The sequence below is a fragment of the Pseudomonas sp. RG1 genome (assembly GCF_025910115.1).
GTDB lineage: Bacteria > Pseudomonadota > Gammaproteobacteria > Pseudomonadales > Pseudomonadaceae > Aquipseudomonas > Aquipseudomonas atacamensis.
The window spans coordinates 1-15,899 of record NZ_JAPCIK010000051.1 but is presented as its reverse complement, the minus strand read 5'-3'; the positions used below and the strand labels follow the sequence as shown (position 1 = coordinate 15,899).

The window sequence follows — 15,899 nt, the reverse complement described above, 5'->3', positions numbered from 1 at the left end:
GATGATCAATACTTCCCGCCAAGCCCATTAGCCGGCAGTTCAAGACTGACAGAGGAAGAAGACCGCATGAGCCAGACCAAGACGCTTACAACCGCCAGTGGCGCGCCAGTCGCTGACAACCAGAATTCCCGTTCCGCCGGCCCACGCGGTCCGCTGCTTCTCGACGATTTCCATCTGATCGAAAAACTTGCGCACTTCAACCGTGAAAACATTCCAGAACGCCGTGTCCACGCTAAGGGCTCGGGCGCCTACGGCACGTTCACCGTCACCCGTGACATCACTGAATACACCAGTGCGAAGTTGTTTGAGTCGGTAGGCAAACAAACGCCAACCTTTCTGCGCTTTTCTACCGTAGGTGGCGAGCGTGGTTCGGCCGACACTGAGCGCGATCCGCGCGGCTTCGCCTTGAAGTTCTACACCGAGGAAGGCAATTGGGACATCGTCGGCAACAACACGCCAGTGTTCTTCATCCGCGATCCGCTGAAATTTCCTGACTTTATCCACACGCAAAAGCGTCTGCCGCAAAGCAACCTGAAAAGCGCGCAGATGATGTGGGATTTCTGGTCGCATTCGCCTGAAGCGCTGCACCAGGTCACCATCCTGTTTTCTGATCGTGGCATCCCTGACGGCTACCGTCACATGCACGGCTTCGGTAGCCACACCTACAGCCTGATCAACGCCAAAGGTGAGCGTCACTGGGTGAAGTGGCACTACAAGACCCAGCAGGGCATCAAGAACCTGGCGCCAGCCGAGGCCGCCCGTTTGGCCGGTACCGACCCGGACTATGCGCAGCGTGACCTGTTCGAGGCCATCGAGCGCGGTGAATTTCCGAAATGGCGCGTGTGCATTCAGATCATGACCGAAGCGCAAGCGGCGGCTCATTACGAGAATCCGTTCGACGTGACCAAGACCTGGTCGCAGAAAGAGTTTCCGTTGATCGAAGTTGGTGAGCTGGAGCTGAATCGCAACCCGTTGAACTACTTCGCGGAAGTTGAGCAGGCTGCGTTTGGCCCGAGCAACATGGTGCCAGGCGTCGGTCTGTCGCCAGACCGCATGCTGCAAGGCCGTGTATTCGCATACGCTGACGCGCACCGCTACCGTGTGGGCACCAATCACCAGCAATTGCCGGTGAACGCTCCGCGCAGTCCGGTGAATACTTATCAGCGTGACGGCTCCATGGCGTTCGGCAGCAATGGCGGCGCGGCGCCGAACTATGAACCGAACAGCTACGTTGAGTCGCCGAAACAAGCGCCACATTACGCTGAGCCAGCGCTGGCCTTGAGCGGTGCCGCTGATCGTTATGATCACCGCGAAGACACCGACTACTACAGCCATGCCGGTGCCTTGTTCCGCTTGATGAGCGACGAGCAGAAAGCATTGCTGGTCAGCAACATTGCCGGCGCAATGGCGGGCGTTTCTAGCGACGTCGTCGATCGTCAGTTGCAGCATTTCTACAAAGCCGATCCGGCGTATGGAGAAGCAATCGCAAAGCTGCTCAACTGACAGCTTAACGTAGTCTAAACGAGAAGCAGAACCGCCCTCATTTGGGCGGTTTTTGCGTTATTTGGCCCGCTTTTCTCAGAATATCTTCGCTTTTATTGCGCGCGGTGAGTGACCTTCCGGTCAGGTTGGTTCAAACTACAGACTTTCAGGAAGGGAGATGTAGGGCGATGCAAGGCCACCCAGATGTAATCGATTACCTCAATACGTTGCTGACCGGCGAACTGGCCGCGCGTGACCAATATTTCGTTCATTCGCGGATGTATGAGGACTGGGGGTTCACCAAGCTCTACGAGCGCATCAACCACGAGATGGAAGAAGAAGCCGGCCACGCCGATGCGTTGATGCGGCGGATTCTGATGCTCGAAGGCACGCCGCGCATGCGTCCGGATGATCTGGATGTCGGCACCACGGTGCCTACGATGCTTGAAGCTGATCTGCGCCTCGAATACAAAGTCCGCGCTGCGCTTTGCAAAGGCATCGAACTTTGCGAGCAACACAAGGACTATGTCAGCCGCGAAATTCTGCGGGTTCAGCTCAACGACACCGAAGAAGATCACACCTACTGGCTGGAAAAGCAGCTGGGCCTGATCAAGCTGATCGGTCTCGAGAACTACCTGCAATCCCACGCGTCCTGATTGCACGGCTACAAAAAAGCCCCTGTCACTTCAACGGTGACAGGGGCTTTTTCATGCCTGGCAGTTAAGCCCGATCGCGGATCAGCAGCGGCTTGAGGTAATGGCCGGTGTGAGATTGCTTCATCTCGGCAACTTCCTCCGGCGTACCGGTGGCAATGATCTGCCCGCCCTTGGAACCGCCTTCAGGACCGAGGTCCACCAACCAGTCAGCGGTCTTGATCACATCGAGGTTATGCTCGATCACCACCACGGTGTTGCCGTGATCGCGCAGACGATGCAGAACATCGAGTAACTGCTGGATATCGGCGAAGTGCAGGCCGGTGGTTGGCTCATCGAGGATATACAGGGTTTTGCCCGTATCGCGTTTGGACAGCTCGCGCGACAACTTCACCCGCTGTGCTTCACCGCCGGACAGGGTCGTCGCCGACTGCCCCAGCTTGATGTAGGACAGGCCGACATCCATCAGCGTTTGCAGCTTGCGCGCAAGTGCCGGCACCGCATCGAAGAACTCCCGTGCTTCCTCGATGGTCATTTCGAGGGTTTCATGGATGCTCTTGCCCTTGTATTTGATCTCAAGGGTTTCGCGGTTGTAGCGCTTGCTCTTGCACACATCGCAGGGCACGTAGATGTCCGGCAGGAAGTGCATTTCCACCTTGATCAGGCCATCGCCCTGGCACGCTTCGCAGCGACCGCCCTTGACGTTGAACGAGAAACGCCCCGGGCCGTAACCACGGGAGCGTGACTCGGGCACGCCGGCAAACAGTTCGCGGATCGGCGTGAACAGCCCGGTGTAGGTCGCCGGGTTGGAGCGCGGCGTACGGCCGATGGGGCTCTGGTCGATATCGACGACTTTGTCGAGATGCTCCAGACCTTTGATGCTGTCGTGCGCAGCCGCTTCCAGCGTGGTCGCGCCATTCAGTGCGGTGGCGCTCAGCGGGAACAGCGTGTTGTTGATCAGTGTCGATTTACCCGAACCGGATACGCCAGTCACGCAAGTCAGCAGGCCGATCGGGATGTCCAGATCGACGTTGCGCAGGTTGTTGCCACGCGCACCTTTGAGCGACAGGTTGAGCTTCTTGTTGCGCGGCGTGCGTTTGGCCGGCACTTCGATCTTCACCCGGCCGGACAGGTATTTGCCGGTCAGCGAATCCGGGTGCGCCATGACTTCGTCCGGCGTGCCTTCGGCAACGATCCGCCCGCCGTGCACACCGGCGCCCGGGCCGATATCGACGACATAGTCAGCCAGACGAATCGCGTCTTCATCATGCTCGACCACGATCACCGTGTTGCCGATATCGCGCAAATGCTTGAGCGTACCGAGCAGCCGATCGTTGTCGCGCTGATGCAGACCAATGGACGGTTCATCGAGGATATACAGAACACCGACCAGGCCGGCGCCAATCTGGCTGGCCAGACGAATCCGCTGCGCCTCGCCACCGGAGAGCGTGTCCGCGCTGCGATCCAGCGACAGATAGTCGAGGCCGACGTTGACCAGGAATTGCAGACGCTCGCGGATTTCCTTGAGGATCTTGTCGGCGATTTCGCCACGCCGACCGGTCATCTTCAGCGCGCCGAAATATTCGCAGGCATCGCCGATCGGCAGATTGGTCACTGCCGGCAAGGTTTTCTCGCCGACCCAGACGTGCCGCGCTTCACGGCGCAGACGCGTGCCACGGCAATCCGGGCAGGCCTGATGACTGAGGAACTTGGCCAGCTCTTCGCGCACGCTCGCCGATTCGGTTTCGCGATAGCGACGCTCAAGATTCGGCACGATACCTTCGAACGGGTGCGAGCGTTTGACGATGTCGCCACGGTCGTTGAGGTATTTGAAGTCGACGTTCTGCGAGCCGCTACCGTGCAGGATGAACTTCTGCTGCTCGGCGCTCAGCTCGTTGAAGGGCTTGTCCAGGCTGAACTTGTAGTGCGAGGCGAGTGAGCCGAGCATCTGGAAGTAATAAACGTTGCGCCTGTCCCAGCCGCGTATTGCACCTTCAGCCAGGGTCAGCTCGCCATTGACCAGACGCTTGATGTCGAAGAACTGTTTCACACCCAGGCCATCACAGGTCGGGCAGGCGCCGGCCGGGTTGTTGAAGGAAAACAGCTTGGGTTCCAGCTCGCTGATCGCATGGCCGCAGATCGGGCAGGCGAAGCGTGCGGAGAAGATCATTTCTTCGCCCGGCTCGTCGTCCATCGGCGCGACCAGGGCAATGCCGTCGGCCAGTTTCAGCGCGGTTTCGAAGGATTCGGCCAGACGTTGCTGCAGATCGGCGCGGACCTTGAAGCGGTCGACGATCACATCGATCGAATGCTTCTTCTGTTTATCCAGCTTCGGCAGCTCGTCGAGCTCGCAGATCCGCCCGTTGACCCGGGCGCGGACGAAACCTTGCGCACGCAATTCTTCGAAGACCGACAGGTGTTCGCCTTTACGTTCGCGGATCACCGGCGCCAGCAGCATGAGTTTGCTGCCTTCCGGCTGCGCCAGCACCAGATCGACCATCTGGCTGACGGTCTGCGCTTCCAGTGGAATGTCGTGATCCGGGCAGCGCGGCGTGCCCACGCGAGCGTAGAGCAAGCGCAGGTAGTCGTAGATTTCGGTGATGGTGCCGACCGTGGAACGCGGGTTGTGCGAGGTCGACTTCTGTTCGATGGAGATCGCCGGCGACAGGCCTTCGATGGTGTCGACGTCGGGTTTTTCCATCATCGACAGGAACTGCCGGGCATAGGCCGACAGCGATTCGACATAGCGGCGCTGACCTTCGGCATACAGCGTGTCGAACGCCAGCGACGACTTGCCGGATCCGGACAGGCCGGTGATGACGATCAGTTTGTCCCGTGGCAGGGTCAGGTCGATGTTCTTCAGGTTGTGGGTACGGGCCCCACGTATCAGGATCTTGTCCAAAGTGGCCTCGCTTGGCGGGCGTCGAAAACGTAGGAGTATACGGGCAAATACTGGATGGATGCACACTATCCAACGAAGGGCGTTTTGCCGTTCATGAAGAGAGTTTCATCTATACGCGTCATAGCGTCGCGATATACCCCGTCTTCCGATGGGACTGGTAGAATCGCCGCCGGTTCACACGAGGTTTTTCCATGCACGATCCCCACAGCGAACGCATGAGTGGCAGCGAGACCCGCGCGGCGAGCGGTCTGGCCCTGGTGTTCGCCTTCCGTATGCTTGGCATGTTCATGGTGTTGCCGGTGCTGGCGACCTATGGCATGGATCTGGCGGGAGCGACCCCGGCCCTGATCGGGCTGGCGATTGGCGCTTACGGTCTGACCCAGGCAATTTTCCAGATTCCGTTCGGGATCATTTCCGACCGCATCGGTCGCCGGCCGGTGATCTACCTCGGCCTGATCGTCTTCGCTCTCGGCAGTGTTCTGGCTTCCCAGGCCGATTCGATCTGGGGCGTGATCGCCGGGCGAATCCTGCAGGGCGCCGGGGCGATTTCTGCAGCGGTGATGGCGCTGCTTTCCGACCTGACCCGCGAGCAGCATCGGACCAAAGCAATGGCGATGATCGGCATGACCATCGGCCTGTCGTTCGCCGTGGCCATGGTGGTCGGGCCGTTACTGACCAGTGCGTTCGGGCTGTCCGGGCTGTTCCTCGCCACTGGCGCCATGGCGCTGCTCGGCATCCTGATCATCATGTTCATGGTGCCGCAATCCACCGGGCCGTTGCAGCACCGGGAATCCGGAGTGGCCCGGCAGGCGCTGATGCCGACGCTCAAGCACCCGGACCTGCTGCGCCTGGATCTGGGCATCTTTGTGTTACATGCCATGTTGATGTCGAGCTTCGTCGCCTTGCCGCTGGCACTGGTGGAAAAAGCCGGTCTGCCCAAGGAACAGCACTGGTGGGTCTACCTCACCGCGTTGCTGATTTCGTTCTTCGCCATGATCCCGTTCATTATCTACGGCGAGAAGAAACGCAAAATGAAACGAGTTTTGCTCGGCGCCGTCATGACATTGATGCTGACTGAACTATTCTTCTGGCAGTTCGGCGACAGCCTGCGTGCTCTGGTGATCGGTACGGTGGTGTTTTTCACCGCGTTCAATCTGCTCGAGGCATCGTTGCCGTCGCTGATCAGCAAGGTTTCACCGGCAGGCGGCAAGGGCACGGCCATGGGCGTGTACTCCACCAGCCAGTTCCTCGGTTCGGCACTCGGCGGGATACTCGGCGGCTGGTTGTTCCAGCATGGCGGTCTGTCGGTTGTGTTCCTCGGATGCGCCGCGCTGGCTGCACTTTGGCTGGCCTTTGCTGTTACCATGCGCGAACCTCCCTACGTGACGAGCCTGCGCTTGCCGTTGTCGCCCGAAGCGATCCGCGAAGCGGGTCTGGTCGAGCGCCTCAAGGCCCTGGTAGGGGTAACAGATGCAGTGATAGTCGCCGAAGAGGCGGCTGTTTACATCAAACTGGACAAAGAATTAGTGGATCGCAGCACCCTCGAGCGCCTGGTCAACAACCCGGCCGGGGCTGCGTGCGACGCTTAGGAGAACGTTATGGCCCGTGGGGTTAACAAAGTCATATTGGTCGGCACTTGCGGCCAGGATCCCGAAGTTCGCTACCTGCCTAACGGTAACGCCGTGACCAACCTGAGTCTGGCCACCAGCGAACAGTGGACCGACAAGCAGACCGGTCAGAAGGTCGAGAAGACCGAGTGGCACCGTGTGTCGATGTTCGGCAAGGTGGCCGAGATTGCCGGTGAATACCTGCGCAAGGGTTCGCAGGTCTACATCGAAGGCAAGCTGCAGACCCGCGAGTGGGAAAAGGACGGTATCAAGCGTTACACCACTGAAATCGTGGTCGACATGCAAGGCACCATGCAACTGCTCGGCGGCCGTCCACAACAGGGCGATCAGCAAGGCGGCGGCAACAACTACCAGCAGCAGGCGCCACGTCAGCAGGCACCGCGCCCGCAGCAGTCGGCTCCACAGCAGCGTTCGGCTCCGGCACCTCAGCAGGCCGCACCGCAACCGGCTCCGGATTTCGACAGCTTCGATGACGATATTCCGTTCTGATTTGCCGCTGTAACCGTCTTGAATGAAAAAGGCCCGTCGCTTAAACGACGGGCCTTTTTTGTTCAGGAAATTCCTGGCTACTCACAATCTCCTGTGGGAGCGAGCCTGCTCGCGAAGGCGTCAGATCAGTCGACGCACCACTAACTGACAGGACGCTTTCGCGAGCAGGCTCGCTCCCACAAGGTAACTTCGTCTTAATCCAGAATGAGATGCGGCAGGAAGCGACTTGAATCCTTGGTGATCAGACTATTGTCCTCGCGCACACCAATCCCCGCCGCCTCATCACCAATCACCCACGAGCCAATCAGCGTGTAGCTGTCGCCAAACTTCGGCAGCGGCGCGAACTCCTGCAAGATGAACGGCGCATCGGTGTAAGGCCCGTCCTCTTTGACGATCAGACCTTCCGCTGTTTGCAGTTCGATGTTGGCGCCTTCGCGGGAAAAGTACGGCTTGCGCACCCAGCCCTTCGGCACGCCACTCTGCGGATTCGGATCAAGGTGCGCGGCGAGCAGATTCGGATGTCCCTTGTGCAATTCCCACAGCAGCGGCAGCGCACCTTTGTTGGACAGAATCGCCTTCCACGCCGGTTCGAAAAACTGCGTATCGCACTCGGCGATCGCTGCGCCGAACGGTTCGTGGAAGATGAATTCCCAGGCGTGCAGCTTGAACAGATGCGGGATCCAGCGATCCTGCAGATCGACGAAACGGCCCTCAGTCGTCAGGCCGATGTCTTCGATATCGATGTGGCGTGATTCGATGCCGACCTTTTCCGCGATCAGCCGCAGATAGTCGGTGGTGCCTTTGTCCTCGACCGAGTCCTTCATCGAGGCAAAGTAGAACGGCCGCTTCAACTGCAACTCGGCGAAGGCCTGATGCAGCTTGGTGTCGATGCTGTTGAACTGGTCAGCATGCGGCGGCAGCGTGCCACGCTCGATGCATTGTTCCAGCCAGCCCCACTGAAACGCCGCCGCTTCATAGAGGCTGGTCGGCGTGTCGTAGTTGAGTTCCAGCAGTTTCGCCGGCCCGTTGCCGCTGTAGGAAAAGTCCATGCGACCGTACAGATGCGGATGACCCTCGCGCCAGGAGGTGCGGATCATGTCGTAGTACGCCGCCGGGATGCTGAGGCGATCGAGCAACTCCTCGCTGTTGACCACGCGATCCACCAGGTCCATGCACATCTCGTGCAGTTCGGTGGTCGGGTCTTCCAGATCGTTTTCGATCTGCGCGAGGCTGAACTGGTAGTAGGCGCTTTCGTCCCAGTACGGTTCGTCGTCGATGGTGTGGAACAGGAAACCGAGGCTTTCGGCGGTGTGTTTCCAGTCGGGGCGCTCGGCGCAGTGGATCTTTTTCATGTCAGCTGCTCGAGCGTCCGGAACTGCTGCCCCAGCCACCCCAACCGCTGCGGGCGCTGGACTGGCTGCCGAAGCCGCCGCGCGAAGTCGACGACGCAACGTTCACCGGTTTGCTCTTGCTGCTCTCGTAATCCGACTGGCTGCGCGAGGTTGTGTCAGCTCGGCGGTACTGCGTTGAGGTGTTGTACGGCTGGCGCGTTTCGCGATCACGGTAAACGGTGCGTTCGGCGTTGTTGCTCATTGCGTTGCCGATCAGCCAGCCGGTCAGCCAGCCATTGCCGCCGCCACCTGAGCCACCGGAATAGTGCGAGCCGCCGTGGCTGGCGCTGCTGCTGCTCGTGGTGTCCCCCGCCGGCATTTGCGAATTGGCGATGGCATCGAGATCCTGCGGCGTCTCGGCATCGCCCGGCACTTTGAAGCCGCCGAGTTTCGGCACGAAACGGCCATCGGAATTTTTCTGACACCAGCCAGCGGCAAAGTCTGCGTCGCACTTGGCCTTGTCGGTGTAGGACGGGGCGATGCGCCGGTGTTCGTTCAGGGCGGCGACGTAGGCGCTGGAGCAGAGATCGGCGGCCACTTCGGCGTCGACACACTGTTCAACGCTTTGGAAGTTGCGCGGCTGATCCAGCGCCGCTGCTTCACCGGAAATCGCCATCGCCACCGACGCGGCGAGGGACAATTGCACGTATTTGCTGCGTTTCATCGAGAGGCTTCCTGCCGGTCAGTGGGACGGTGTCATGCACGCGGCATTGAGCATGCCGACGCTGATCGCCACGGCGGCGACATAAATGCCGGCGGCGACTTCGCCGTTGGCGATGCGCTGGGACGTGCCCTTGAGCACCAGCCCGGTCGCAACGAACGCCAACAGCTGCACGACGGCGGCGATGACCGCCCAGAGGACGAAGTCGAGCACGTTGACCGAGTAGGCGATCACGTTGCTCGCCGGAATGGCGAAACCGATGATCGCCCCGGACAGGGCAATGGCGGCGGCAGTGTTGCCGGCACGGATCAGTTCGAATTCCTTGTGCGCGGTAATGCGCGTGTAGACGAATTGAAACAGCATGAACAGCAACACGGCGCCGATCAGGTAGACGACAAAACCGACCAGCGCGGTTTTGTTCAGGGAAACGGCCAAGACTTCCAGCATGAAAAACTTCCTTTTTTAAATGGCGCTCAAATCAGTCGTGTACAGCGAGATGCCCAGCGAGGTGCTCAGGCTGACGGTGCCTTCTTCGTCCTGTTCGACGGAGAACAGCAGCAGTTCGCGGCGATCGGTCAGACCGGTGTCGCGGGCATACAGCATGGCGTGGTGCTTGATGGTGTAGGACTCGTCCGGGTTGACCACGTGTTCGGTCATTGGCACCAGTTCGGTCTGATGCAGTTCGGTGCCCCATTCACGGGTGTATTCAACACCGTCGTGGTTGTAGGTCGGCAGACCGATCAGGCTGTTGGGGCCGGCCAGACGCTGGAGTTCGGCGTCACTGTTGACCGTTACATAGCTGAGGTAATTGAACAGGGTGACCGACTCGACCTGATCATCGCCGGTGACGTGGATCTGCACCCAGAAATCCTCGTCGTTCATGTAGTAGCGGTGCAGCTTGTTGGACTGGCCGAGATCGACCCAACCGGCGCTCCACACCGCTTGATCGAATGGCACCCGCACCGACGTCGAGCCTTCCAGCAGCAATGCCAGGGTCGTGTCGAAGCGCACGCCTTTGCTTTGTGCCATGCCCAGTGGACCGCTGGCGCCGGTGCTCGTTGGCGCAGCGGTCTGCCAATTGCTGGTGCCGAGCAAGTCTTTAAACCATCCCATGGGTACGTTCCTTGAAGCGGGTGGAGGTGTTCGGGGGTGAAAAAGTGGCGGTAGTGTAACGGGCGAAGCGGTGAACGAGCAGAGGCAATTACGCCGTGAAACCATGTGGGAGCGAGCCTGCTCGCGAATGGGTTGTGTCAGTCACTCGATTATTTGACTGTCACGACGCTTTCGCGAGCAGGCTCGCTCCCACAAGTTACCGTTCAGTCATTACTGCGCGGACTTCTGCTTCAGCCGCTCAAGGATCGCATTGGCGCTGCCTTCGTTCGGCGTGATGCCGGCGTCGCGCAGTTTGCGTTCCAGGTCGTTGCCGGTAGAGGCGTCGGCCAGTTCGTCTGCGGCGTTCAGTTCGGCAGCGCGTTGCTGCTGCTTGGCTTGCAGGCGGTTCAGGGTGCCGACCGCAGTTTCCAGTTTGCCGTTGGCGCCGCCGCTGGCAATCGAGGCGCTGACCTGGGCTTTCTGCACGCTGTCGCGGGCCTTGGCCATGTCCACTTGCTGGCGCAGGCTCTTGATCCGCGATTCGGCTTTGCTGATGTCTTTGCGCATGTTGTCGGCGTAGGCGCCGAATTCATCGCTGAGTTTCTTCTCGGCAGCGAGGTCGTTGGTCAGGGTCGAAATCGCTTCGGCCACTTCCAGCGCCAGGTCTTCACGGCCGGCATTCAACGCGGCTACAGCCTTGGCTTCGAGGTCCTTGATCTTGGCGTCGTATTCGCTGACGCGGTCGGCGGCCAGTTTGTGCTTGGCCATGATCGTCACCAGTTCGCGGCGGGCATTGGACAGCGCGGTGTCGGCGTCGCGGATTTCCTGATCGAGGATGCGCAGGGCCTGCTGGTCGGCGATGGCTTCGCCGACTTCATTGGCGCCGCCGCGCAGTGCGGTGAACAACTTGCTCCAGATGGACTGAGTCATTGGATATTCCCTGTTGATTACTTGAAGAAGTGTTCGAAGGCTTCGCTGGCGCGCTGCACGTTGTCGACCAGGGTTTTCACCTCGGTGACCACGTTGGTCAGGCTCGAATCAGCACTGAGGGCGCCGAACATGTTGTAGACGGTCTGCCCGTTCGGCATCGACTCGATCCCGATCGACGACAGCGGGAACATCTCGCGGCTGCGCAGCACGGCATCGTTGAACGCCTGGACGTTGCTGATCGAATCGATGTCCACCAGCACGGTGTCGACGATGATCTGCTGACCGGCCAGGGCGATGTGAATCGGCAGGCCGCCGAATTCGTTCATTTCCAGCTTGATGCTCGGCTCGGAGCTCTGGATCAGGGACAGCGAAATCTCTTGGGAAGCCACCTCTTCCAGCGCCTTGAGGGCATTGAAGAGGCTGTCGATGGTCCAGTTGTTGCCTGCGCTCATGTATTTCTCCGACATGAAAGAGCCAGCCAGAATCGGTTGGCGTAGCTGTTGCTCCATTTGCTTGAGCAAGCTTCGGTTTTCCGGAAGCACCCAAGTTTCGTGTTTCACATAACCGGCGGCGGCCAGGCCTGCGCGCATCTGCTTCATGTAGAAGCTCGATGGTTTTTTCGCCGACGTCTTGCCACGCTCGCCCTTGGGGCTGGCTGCGGCAGTCGTCCGAGTGCGGCTTGTCATGGCTGGAATCCGGTTATGAGCGTCTCACGCGTGGGCCACACTACAACCAATGCAAAGTGCCATCAATGACTCACGCGTGAGATTTTCGTGACAGACGCAAAAAGGCCCGCAACGCGGCGGGCCAGGGGATTGCGCAGTTGTTGCTAGGCGTTGCTGCTGAGGAACTCGTCAGTGGATACCACGCTGGCATAGGCGAAACCCAGCGCGGCCATGAATGCTGCGTGCACATGGGCGGCCGGCACCGTCAGGCCGTTGAATTCCAGATCACGGCTGGCGCAGGCATCGTGAATCACGGTCACGCTGTAACCCATGTCCGCCGCCGCGCGGGTGATGCCATCGACGCACATATGGCTCATGCTGCCGACCACCACCAGGTCGGTGATGCCGTGTTCGTCGAGCACCGCTTTCAGTTCGGTTTCACGGAACGAGTTGACGAAGTGCTTGAGCACCACCGGCTCATCGGCATGGTTGAGCACTTTCGGATGCAGTTTCGCGCCCTCGGAGCCGGGAGTGAAAAACGGTGCCTCGTCGGAAGTGAATTCATGCCGAATGTGCACCACCGGATCGCCCGTTTCGCGAAAGGCTGCGATCAGCCGTGCGGCGTTGTCCGCAGCGGCGTCGGCGCCGACCAGCGGCCACTTGCCTTGGGGGAAGTAGTCGTTCTGGATATCGACTACGATGAGCGCTTGCTTGGCCATGGGATTGTCCTCGAGGCAGTGATTGGGTGTGGTCTCAGTATTGACGCTGGCCGAGGATTCGAGGATTGGCCGCACCGACAATAAACGGGGGAAAACTGACAATGGCTGCACAAAGAGCCGCCACCGCTGAGCTGGGCGTGCTGATTTACCCCGGCGCGCAACTGGCGGCGGTGCACGGTCTGACCGACCTGTTCGCCGTGGCCAACCGCATCTCCGCCGAGTATCAGGCTGTGCAATTGCCCTTGCTGCGGGTGAGTCACTGGCAGGTCGAGGGCGAGCAGTTGCCGACCCGGGTCTATGACAGTCATCCCGGCGCCGAAGACGCCTTGCTCGCCGTGCTGATTCCGCCGTCCCTCGGCGGGTTCGATGCGGCGCAGATGACCGCGAGTCTTGCGCAATGGCTGCGCGATCAGCATGCGCGCGGCGCAACCCTTGGTGGTGTTTGTGTGGGCTCGTTGATGCTCGCCGAAAGCGGCTTGCTCGACGGTCGCAGCGCCACCACGCACTGGACCTCGGCCCAGGCGTTTGCCGAGCGTTACCCGAAGATCAAACTCAAGGCCGACACGCCGATTGTCGACGACGGTGACCTGATCACCACGGCGGGGCTGATGGCCTGGTCGGAACTGGGACTGCGCCTGGTCGATCGCTTGCTCGGCCCGAGCATCGCCACCGCGACCGCGCGTTTTCTGGTGATGGAACACAGCGACAGCGCCAGTGAATGCGGGAGCAATTTCGCGCCGATCCTCAGCCATGGCGACGCGGCGATTCTCAAGGTCCAGCACTGGCTGCAAAGCACCGGGGCGACGGATGTTTCGCTGAACGCGATGGCCGAGCGCGCGGGCCTTGAAGAACGCACTTTCCTGCGCCGATTCCGCGCCGCGACAGGCTTGAAACCGACCGAATATTGCCAGCACCTGCGGGTTGGCAAAGCGCGAGAAATGCTCGAGTTCACCAATGGCACGATCGACCACATTGCCTGGACGGTGGGCTATCAGGATCCGGGTGCGTTTCGTGCGATTTTCAAGAAGATTACCGGGCTGGGGCCGAGTGATTACCGGGGGCGGTTTGGTCTGACGCGGTAAGCTGAATCAATGAGGTTCCTGTGGGAGCGAGCTTGCTCGCGAATTCGGTGTGTCAGACATATCAGCTTCGATTGACACCCCGCATTCGCGAGCAAGCTCGCTCCCACAATAAACTCTGCAAGGATGAGAGATCGTGCAATTTGCCGGAGTTGCGCGCGCTGTCGTGCAGTTTGAAACAGGCGTGATGCCAGCACAGTCACGGCAAGCTCCCGATTATCGGGCGGTTCGGGGGGATCGTTGATTGGCCTGATCTCTGCAATTTCCCTGAGTGAACCCATCGACTGATGCAAGGGGAACGCATGACCCCGACACCCAGCAACAAAATCGTCGTTGCCCATTCGGTGCGTGCCGAGGCGCCGCAACATGAAGTCGAGACCAACAAGGCTCTGGCGCGCTGGTTGGCGCAGATTCTCGGTTGCAAGTTCGGCGGCAGTTACGACCCGGCCAAACATTCGGGCCGCGACCTCTATCTGCTGCCGACGCAGACAATCGTCGGCGCCTCCCACGCGCAAGCGCTTGGCATCAACGGCCCCGATGACTTGTGGGGCGGTTACGTCGAATACGATTTCATCTGCACCAAAGCCATCAGCCACGGTTTGCGCAGTCATCTGGCGCACGCGCCGCAGGGCTGGTCGCCGCTGTTTTCGGAGCGGGTGCGCAACGTTGTGCTCGACGGTCTCAGCGTATTTGCCCTGGAAGATGCACGGCCCGCCGCCGAACATCTGCTGTACGCCGGGCCGATTCGCTTGAAGCCGGTTCACGCTTGCGCCGGTCGCGGTCAGGAAGTGATCAAAAGCCTCGACGCGTTCGATGAGATCCTCGCGCGGCCCGAGGCGCAAAATCTGTTCAAGAACGGCGTAGTGCTGGAGCAGGACTTGAGCAACGTCGTCACCCACAGCGTCGGCCAGTCGTTCATCGGCGGCAAAGTGTTGAGCTACTGTGGTGATCAATACTTGACCGAGGACGGCCAGGGCGAAGAGGTCTACGGCGGTTCGAATCTGCTGGTGGTGCAAGGGGGCTATGACCAATTGCTCGCGCTGGATCTGCCTGACGATGTGCGTCTGGCCATTGAGCAGGCACAGGTCTTCGACAGCGCCGCCAACCAAGCCTACCCGCGCTTCTTCGCCTCGCGGCGCAATTACGATATCGCCCAAGGCCTCGACGCCAGCGGTAACCCGCGCAGCGGCGTGCTCGAACAATCCTGGCGCATGGGCGGTGCCAGCAGCGCCGAAGTGGCGGCGCTGCAAAGCTTCGTCAACGATCCACAGATGCGCGCGATTCGCGTGTCGTCGGTGGAAACCTATACCGATCAGGCGCTGCCGGCGGACGCCATCGAGGTCTATCGCGGCCCGGCGGAAAACAGCGCGTTTCTTCTCAAATACGTGACGGTCCAATCCTATGACGGCTAGAAGCGAAAGCATTCAAATCGACATTGATGACGAACAGATGAGCGGGACTTTTCTCAGTCCCAAATCGAAGGTCCCGGGGGTGTTGTTTGTGCACGGTTGGGGCGGCAGTCAGGAACGTGATCTGGAACGGGCCAAAGGTATCGCCGGCCTGGGTTGCGTTTGCCTGACCTTCGACCTGCGTGGGCACACCGGCGGCACCGGAATTCCGCTGACCCGGGTGACCCGTGAAGACAATCTGCGTGATTTGCTGGCGGCCTACGATCGCTTGCTGGCGCACCCGGCCCTCGACACTTCGGCGATCGCTGTGGTCGGCACCAGTTATGGCGGCTATCTGGCCTCGATCCTGACGTCACTGCGCCCGGTGCGCTGGCTGGCGCTGCGCGTGCCGGCGCTGTACCGCGACGAGCAATGGCACACGCCCAAACGCGATCTGGACAAGGCCGACCTGCGCGATTATCGCGGCACGCTGGTGCGCGCCGACAGCAATCGCGCCTTGCATGCCTGCTCGCAATTCACGGGTGACGTGCTGTTGGTGGAATCGGAAACCGACGATTTCGTGCCCCACGCGACGATCATGAGTTACCGCGCCGCGTGTCAGCAGACCCACTCGTTGACCCACCGGATCATCGATGGCGCGGATCACGCATTGAGTGACCCGGTTTCGCAGCAGGCCTACACCTCGATTCTGGTGGACTGGATTACCGAGATGGTGGTGGGGGAGCGGTTGAGCATTATCCAATCCAGATGATGTTTCGCATGTACCGGCCCCTTCGCGAGCAGGCTCGCTCCCACAGGT

General features: G+C 60.2%; 15 protein-coding genes. 7 read left to right on the top strand and 8 right to left on the bottom strand.

From position 1 onward, the window contains the following. Positions 1 to 66 precede the first annotated feature (66 nt). Positions 67 to 1,503 (top strand): catalase, encoded by a 1,437-nt coding sequence (locus tag OK411_RS25055; protein ID WP_024014520.1) that lies wholly within the window; start codon positions 67 to 69, stop codon positions 1,501 to 1,503. A gap of 167 nt (positions 1,504 to 1,670) precedes the next feature. Continuing rightward, positions 1,671 to 2,138: a bacterioferritin gene (bfr, locus tag OK411_RS25050; protein ID WP_016772947.1), complete on the top strand. Its 468-nt coding sequence runs from the start codon at positions 1,671 to 1,673 to the stop codon at positions 2,136 to 2,138. Positions 2,139 to 2,202: 64 nt separating this feature from the next. Here the strand turns inward: bfr and uvrA are convergent, their stop codons facing one another. After that, positions 2,203 to 5,037 carry an excinuclease ABC subunit UvrA gene (gene uvrA / locus OK411_RS25045; RefSeq protein WP_016772948.1) on the bottom strand — a complete coding sequence of 945 codons (2,835 nt, stop codon included), beginning with the start codon at positions 5,035 to 5,037 and terminating at the stop codon, positions 2,203 to 2,205. 191 nt (positions 5,038 to 5,228) lie between these two features. Here uvrA and OK411_RS25040 point away from each other — a divergent pair, with 191 nt between their 5' ends. Both OK411_RS25040 and OK411_RS25035 read left to right on the top strand, forming a co-directional pair. After that, positions 5,229 to 6,626 carry an MFS transporter gene (locus tag OK411_RS25040; protein ID WP_024014518.1) on the top strand — a complete coding sequence of 466 codons (1,398 nt, stop codon included), beginning with the start codon at positions 5,229 to 5,231 and terminating at the stop codon, positions 6,624 to 6,626. Positions 6,627 to 6,635: 9 nt separating this feature from the next. Then, complete coding sequence (locus OK411_RS25035; RefSeq protein ID WP_003228709.1) at positions 6,636 to 7,154, top strand: single-stranded DNA-binding protein; 519 nt, start codon at positions 6,636 to 6,638, stop codon at positions 7,152 to 7,154. A gap of 194 nt (positions 7,155 to 7,348) precedes the next feature. Here OK411_RS25035 and OK411_RS25030 read toward each other — a convergent pair whose 3' ends face one another. From OK411_RS25030 to OK411_RS25000, 7 genes are all read right to left on the bottom strand, one after another. Beyond that, entirely contained in the window at positions 7,349 to 8,506 is a 1,158-nt protein-coding gene (locus tag OK411_RS25030) for a glutathionylspermidine synthase family protein (protein ID WP_136494112.1), read from the bottom strand. 1 nt (position 8,507) lies between these two features. Next, positions 8,508 to 9,209, bottom strand: coding sequence for a DUF1190 domain-containing protein (locus OK411_RS25025; protein WP_264365840.1), 702 nt, complete (start codon positions 9,207 to 9,209; stop codon positions 8,508 to 8,510). An 18-nt stretch (positions 9,210 to 9,227) separates the two neighbouring features. Then, the gene (locus OK411_RS25020) at positions 9,228 to 9,653 is read right to left on the bottom strand and encodes a DUF350 domain-containing protein (RefSeq protein ID WP_016772952.1); all 426 of its coding nucleotides are present in this window, start codon (positions 9,651 to 9,653) and stop codon (positions 9,228 to 9,230) included. A gap of 15 nt (positions 9,654 to 9,668) precedes the next feature. Then, positions 9,669 to 10,319 (bottom strand): YjfK family protein, encoded by a 651-nt coding sequence (locus OK411_RS25015; RefSeq protein WP_264365839.1) that lies wholly within the window; start codon positions 10,317 to 10,319, stop codon positions 9,669 to 9,671. Positions 10,320 to 10,529: 210 nt separating this feature from the next. After that, positions 10,530 to 11,228, bottom strand: coding sequence for a PspA/IM30 family protein (locus tag OK411_RS25010; RefSeq protein WP_016772954.1), 699 nt, complete (start codon positions 11,226 to 11,228; stop codon positions 10,530 to 10,532). A gap of 17 nt (positions 11,229 to 11,245) precedes the next feature. Further along, a complete protein-coding gene (locus OK411_RS25005; RefSeq protein ID WP_223631314.1) occupies positions 11,246 to 11,827 on the bottom strand; it encodes a YjfI family protein in 582 nt (193 codons plus the stop codon). A 230-nt stretch (positions 11,828 to 12,057) separates the two neighbouring features. Beyond that, positions 12,058 to 12,612 (bottom strand): cysteine hydrolase family protein, encoded by a 555-nt coding sequence (locus OK411_RS25000; RefSeq protein ID WP_123443237.1) that lies wholly within the window; start codon positions 12,610 to 12,612, stop codon positions 12,058 to 12,060. A 101-nt stretch (positions 12,613 to 12,713) separates the two neighbouring features. On the opposite strand from OK411_RS25000, the gene OK411_RS24995 reads away from it, so the two are divergent. The 3 genes from OK411_RS24995 to OK411_RS24985 all read left to right on the top strand — a co-directional run bounded on the left by OK411_RS24995 (position 12,714) and on the right by OK411_RS24985 (position 15,851). After that, a complete protein-coding gene (locus OK411_RS24995; RefSeq protein WP_024014512.1) occupies positions 12,714 to 13,694 on the top strand; it encodes a GlxA family transcriptional regulator in 981 nt (326 codons plus the stop codon). A gap of 299 nt (positions 13,695 to 13,993) precedes the next feature. Beyond that, positions 13,994 to 15,103, top strand: coding sequence for a DUF3182 family protein (locus OK411_RS24990; RefSeq protein ID WP_264365838.1), 1,110 nt, complete (start codon positions 13,994 to 13,996; stop codon positions 15,101 to 15,103). Then, the gene (locus tag OK411_RS24985; protein ID WP_016772959.1) at positions 15,093 to 15,851 is read left to right on the top strand and encodes an alpha/beta hydrolase family protein; all 759 of its coding nucleotides are present in this window, start codon (positions 15,093 to 15,095) and stop codon (positions 15,849 to 15,851) included. Before OK411_RS24990 ends, OK411_RS24985 begins: the two co-directional genes overlap by 11 nt. Positions 15,852 to 15,899 lie beyond the last annotated feature (48 nt).

Bases quoted from the DNA above. Each gene is read 5' to 3' on its own strand.
- OK411_RS25055 (WP_024014520.1), top strand. From the start codon at position 67: ATGAGCCAGACCAAGACGCTTACAACCGCCAGTGGCGCGCCAGTCGCT.
- bfr (WP_016772947.1), top strand. From the start codon at position 1,671: ATGCAAGGCCACCCAGATGTAATCGATTACCTCAATACGTTGCTGACC.
- OK411_RS25040 (WP_024014518.1), top strand. From the start codon at position 5,229: ATGCACGATCCCCACAGCGAACGCATGAGTGGCAGCGAGACCCGCGCG.
- OK411_RS25035 (WP_003228709.1), top strand. From the start codon at position 6,636: ATGGCCCGTGGGGTTAACAAAGTCATATTGGTCGGCACTTGCGGCCAG.
- OK411_RS25030 (WP_136494112.1), bottom strand. From the start codon at position 8,506: ATGAAAAAGATCCACTGCGCCGAGCGCCCCGACTGGAAACACACCGCC.
- OK411_RS25025 (WP_264365840.1), bottom strand. From the start codon at position 9,209: ATGAAACGCAGCAAATACGTGCAATTGTCCCTCGCCGCGTCGGTGGCG.
- OK411_RS25020 (WP_016772952.1), bottom strand. From the start codon at position 9,653: ATGCTGGAAGTCTTGGCCGTTTCCCTGAACAAAACCGCGCTGGTCGGT.
- OK411_RS25015 (WP_264365839.1), bottom strand. From the start codon at position 10,319: ATGGGATGGTTTAAAGACTTGCTCGGCACCAGCAATTGGCAGACCGCT.
- OK411_RS25010 (WP_016772954.1), bottom strand. From the start codon at position 11,228: ATGACTCAGTCCATCTGGAGCAAGTTGTTCACCGCACTGCGCGGCGGC.
- OK411_RS25005 (WP_223631314.1), bottom strand. From the start codon at position 11,827: ATGAAGCAGATGCGCGCAGGCCTGGCCGCCGCCGGTTATGTGAAACAC.
- OK411_RS25000 (WP_123443237.1), bottom strand. From the start codon at position 12,612: ATGGCCAAGCAAGCGCTCATCGTAGTCGATATCCAGAACGACTACTTC.
- OK411_RS24995 (WP_024014512.1), top strand. From the start codon at position 12,714: ATGGCTGCACAAAGAGCCGCCACCGCTGAGCTGGGCGTGCTGATTTAC.
- OK411_RS24990 (WP_264365838.1), top strand. From the start codon at position 13,994: ATGACCCCGACACCCAGCAACAAAATCGTCGTTGCCCATTCGGTGCGT.
- OK411_RS24985 (WP_016772959.1), top strand. From the start codon at position 15,093: ATGACGGCTAGAAGCGAAAGCATTCAAATCGACATTGATGACGAACAG.